Below are 4156 nucleotides of genomic sequence, written 5' to 3'. Positions count from 1 at the left end.
TGACGTGGCGTCGATGTCGTGAAAAATGGCCATTCAATGACCCATTGATGAGAAAGTCACCTTGATTTTCAGCCTCCAGAGCGGCTTCGCCGCGACGTCCGACCTAAGTCGGACAGGCTCCTAGTAAAGCGGAATCCCGATCTTTCGGACGTCCTCGATCAATTCCTTGCGGACCTGAGTCAGGCGCTCCGCCTCTTGCGTCAGGCTCGGGATGTCGGCGCCAGAAAGGCGAGCGTCACGGCGGACCTCGTCAAGCTGGCTGTCGAGCCGTTCAAGTTGCCGGGTGTATTGCCAACTGACGTTATCGCTTGCACCGAGCATGTTGTGATCCTGATTGGGCGCCGGTCTTTTTTCCCCCGCAGACCGGCGAGCGGGCCACTAGAGCGCCAGCCAGACCGCAGCCCAGCCGGCAGAATCAGAATGGTCCTTGATCCCCGCAATCAATAGGGATGTTCGCGGAAGTCACAAGACGGTGCAGATAGCTTTCGCCAGTCGGGAGGGGGCCGCCTTGCCGGCGGGCCATGAAGAGCAACCCGCGCAGCGACGAGCAACCCGCCGGCGGCGTATCCAAGCCACGCCAGCGGGGCCAGATAGCGCCCTCGAAACGCCTGATCTCGGCGGCGAGGGCGGTTGATCGGCGATAGGGCTTGGTGGCGTCGATTTGCTCCCATGCCTGCCTCAAATACCGGTCGCGACAGGCGCGTTTGAAGCGCGTCAGCGGCGATTCGATTCCGGCTTGTCCACTGGTGAGGTTCAGCGCGGCATCCAGGCTATCGAAGTCGCCAGCGATCCATGCCCGCACGCCCTCCACGAACGCATGCGCGGGAGAGTCCGGCGGCGGGTGCCTTGCGTCCAGTTCGTCGGCAAGGCGAATGAGTTGCTCGGCTGGATTCATCGCTTTGGCTCCCTTTGGCTGACTCGCGGCCAAATGCCGTACTGGTCCATGACAAGCAGCAGACACAACGTCCAGCGCGGGACGCTGTAATCGGCGCCCCAGCGCCTCACGGTGTCGTAGCTCACGCCGAAGTCATCGGCGAATTCGGCCAGGGTGTAGCCGTGGCGACGGATCGCGGCGCGGAATTCTTCTTTCGTCATGGCCATACTGTCGGCTCCTAAAGGACGTTGTAGCGGTGCCTTAAATCCGTCCCGAACAGGATGGACGGCTGTTTGAGTCGCTCGGCTTCCCGTGCCAAGTCGACGCCCGACAGCAGCAGGGCCGCATAGGCATAGACGCGGCAATCCAGCGCCTCCACGGCCTGATAGACCTTGATCCATTCGCGCACGGGGCGCCCGCCTCGGGGGTAGCGGATCACGAGACGCTCGCCGGTCAACTGCCTGAACCATTCGGCATCGCGGTCGTGCGGGAAATGGGCATAGCCAGGACCGGGCCGGGTGACGCCCTTCAATCGCCGGGTGATGATGGACTTCGCCTCGTCGACTCCGAGCATTTCGGGCGCGGCGCCGGCCTTCTTGCGCTTGGCGCGGCGGCGGTCGCGGGCCAGCTTCTGTTCGATCACGGGATAGGCGCCCGCGCGGCCTTTGGTGGGGTAGACGTGAATGCTTCCGGCCAGCGTGACGAACTGATAAACCCGCTTGGGCAGGAATCCAGAGTCGACGCACAGCGCGCTCAGTCCGAGCGTGGAGCCATCGGCGCGGGCATAGCGGGCCTGCTTCCAGACCTCCAACAGTTCCAGCCACACGTCATCCTGTACCGGATCGCCGACGATGGCCTGGTAATCGATGGACCATGACTCCTCGCCCGCGCCCCAGCCGACCACTTCCAGCTCCAGACGGTCAGACTGCACGTCGACGCCGCAGGTCAGCACCAACACGCCCTCGGGAACTTCGGCGAGGTAGTGCTCGGCGCGGGCCATGAGCAGATCGGCGTCCAGTTGCTCGCCGGGCTCCCGGTAGACCTCGCCCAGCACGGTATTGACAAAGGTCTTGAGCTGCTCCGGATCGTCCTTGACGCTCAGGTATTCGCGCGCCAGCTTGGCGGGGGTGCTGTTGGGGCTGTAGCTGTAGCCTGCCCAGATGTGAAAGCCGACGTGTCCCGCGAAGCTGGGCAGGAAGGCGAACCCCTGACCCGGACGCCAAGACCAGTCTTCGCCCAGCCAGTAACCGCCCTCGATCATGCGGCGGTGGTGACGGTGATCGATGGCGGTTTCGCAATGGGGACAGATCCAGGCGGCTTGCTCCAGATCCAGATGCGCGACGGGCATCGGTTGACCACGGATCAAAAGGGCCTTGTCGGGGCGCAGCAGGCGGCGGATGTGCTCGCCCGCGCAATGGGGACAGGTCAGGACGTAATGACCTTGCGAGCTGGCCTCGAATGCCCGTTCGATGCGGGAGACGCCGGCCTCGGTGGGGGTCGATCCCTTGACGATTTTGCGATCCCAGGCGGTCGATGCCCGCATCTCGCCCAGCTTCTCTTGATCCCCTTCGTTGCCGGCGGTGGCAGGGTAGCCGTCGATCTCGTCGAAGAGCACCAGCCGGACGGTGATCCGACGAAAGCCGCGGGCGGAATTGGCGCCCACGACATGCAGGATCCCGCCGGGGTAGCGTTTCCTCAGAATGGTATTGCCGGAATCGCGCGACCGTGGCGGGGCGATCAGGGCGCGCAGGACGTCGGTTTGTTCGATGACAGGCTGAAGTTCCTCCTTGGACCAGCCCTCGGCGTCGTCAATGGTGGGTTGCACCACGAGGATAGAGCAGGGGTCTTGATGGACGTGGTAGCCGATCAGGTGTCCGAGCACCTTGGTATACCCGACACGACTCGATTTCATGATGGTGATCCGCTCCACCAGCTCATGTCCGCAGGCGTCGAGAAGGGCAACTTGATATGGGATCGCATGCCAGCGGCCGGGCTCGGTGGAGCTTTCGGCAGGGAGCACACCGTACCTTTCAGCCCACTGGCTGATCGTCAGATCCGGCGGCGGGAGCCAGGCGTTACAAAGAGCGGTCGAGACGCGCCCGCAGATCGGCATGGAGTCCGTCGCTTCCGAGTTCGGTAAGGGCTTCATGGTGCAACTGCTCCAGGGCGTCGAAGGCTTCCGGCGGGAGCGTCGGGAACCGTCCGCGCAGCTTGCTTGAAATGGCCAGGATCTTGGCGCGTGCCGCGGCGATGGTGACCGCGCCCAGCTCGATGACCTCTTGAGCGGGAACCAGCTCCCCGCGTTCGATGCCTTCTTTCAGGGCTTCCCGATTGGCCTGGTGGTGGGAGAGGCGGGCGCGTTCTTGTTCCAGGTCGAAGAGCTTGGGTCCAAGGTCGGCCTTGTAGAGCAGAGGTAGCGCATCGCGGGTTTCGTAAAGCAGGGCGGCGCCCTCCCGAATGCCGCTCAGTCGTTCGAGTCGCCCCTTGATGGTGCGCGGGCTGAATCCGGTCATATCGGACAGCCGATTCATACTTTCGAGACTCATCAATGATGTCCTATAGGGCGCGATGGCTAGACAAACTGCGCGGCGCGAAAACCCCCGGTATAAGGGTCTCCAGAAGGACCCGCGCGCTTCATTCCCCGCGCGTTCGCGGACGTTCCCCGCACGTTCATGCTTCACTCCCTCGCGAGTTGAATGTCTCTCCCATCATCTTACCAATGGTGCCAGGTTGCCACTGCCCACGCCCGGAAAGGGTCGGGGTGCCTTCCTGGTTCAGCGTGTTGGCGATCTGTTGGAAGCTGACGCCGGTCTCCCGTAGCCGTCGCACGCGCTCCAGTGCAGCCAGTCGGTCGGGGCTGTCGTTGCTGGGCCGTTGCTGGGTCGTTGATGGCTTGCCTTCCAGGGCCACCACACGGGCCGCAAGCGCATCGATCTGGATCTGTAGGCCGTTGCCCGGTCGTCCTGTCCTCCCCGTGGGCGCTCAGGCAGACCAGCGCCCGCAGGATGACGTTGGTCATGGTCTCGCCGGGATGGGCCAGCGCCCGGATGCGCTCACGGGTACCGTCCGGGAAACGTAAGGCAAGCTGTTCGGTCATGGTCTCGCTCCTATCTCGCTGAATCTAGCTGTAGTCTAGCAGCAATCTAGTGCCTGAACGATAACCTGTTTCGTCTTATAAAAACAATCTGTTATGATCTGGACCCTTGGTCGAAGATGGTGTGAAATCACCGTACGATAGGGTCAGAAACAGGCTGTAACCCATTGATGATTCGTTTCGACCGC

6 protein-coding genes are annotated in these 4156 nt (G+C 62.9%); all 6 read right to left on the bottom strand.

Going from position 1 to position 4156, the window contains the following annotated elements; all coding sequences use genetic code 11:
* Window positions 1–120 precede the first annotated feature (120 nt).
* The 6 genes from QZY07_RS08820 to QZY07_RS08795 all read right to left on the bottom strand — a co-directional run bounded on the left by QZY07_RS08820 (window position 121) and on the right by QZY07_RS08795 (window position 3787).
* On the bottom strand, window positions 121–321 hold the full coding sequence (locus QZY07_RS08820; RefSeq protein ID WP_295401658.1) for a hypothetical protein: 201 nt from the start codon (window positions 319–321) through the stop codon (window positions 121–123).
* Between the two features lie 94 nt (window positions 322–415).
* Window positions 416–895, bottom strand: coding sequence for a hypothetical protein (locus QZY07_RS08815; protein ID WP_295401656.1), 480 nt, complete (start codon window positions 893–895; stop codon window positions 416–418).
* Window positions 892–1101 (bottom strand): hypothetical protein, encoded by a 210-nt coding sequence (locus QZY07_RS08810; protein ID WP_295401654.1) that lies wholly within the window; start codon window positions 1099–1101, stop codon window positions 892–894. The genes QZY07_RS08815 and QZY07_RS08810 overlap by 4 nt, the downstream gene beginning before the upstream one ends.
* 11 nt (window positions 1102–1112) lie before the next feature.
* Window positions 1113–3023, bottom strand: a complete 1911-nt coding sequence (locus tag QZY07_RS08805) for a terminase gpA endonuclease subunit (RefSeq protein ID WP_295401652.1) — start codon at window positions 3021–3023, stop codon at window positions 1113–1115.
* Window positions 2950–3420, bottom strand: a complete 471-nt coding sequence (locus QZY07_RS08800) for a hypothetical protein (protein ID WP_295401650.1) — start codon at window positions 3418–3420, stop codon at window positions 2950–2952. The genes QZY07_RS08805 and QZY07_RS08800 overlap by 74 nt, the downstream gene beginning before the upstream one ends.
* A 124-nt stretch (window positions 3421–3544) precedes the next feature.
* Entirely contained in the window at window positions 3545–3787 is a 243-nt protein-coding gene (locus tag QZY07_RS08795) for a recombinase family protein (protein WP_295401649.1), read from the bottom strand.
* Window positions 3788–4156: the final 369 nt, after the last annotated feature.

The sequence above is a fragment of the uncultured Thiocystis sp. genome (assembly GCF_903866365.1).
Taxonomy (GTDB): domain Bacteria; phylum Pseudomonadota; class Gammaproteobacteria; order Chromatiales; family Chromatiaceae; genus Chromatium.
This window is presented reverse-complemented; position numbering and strand designations above follow the sequence as displayed.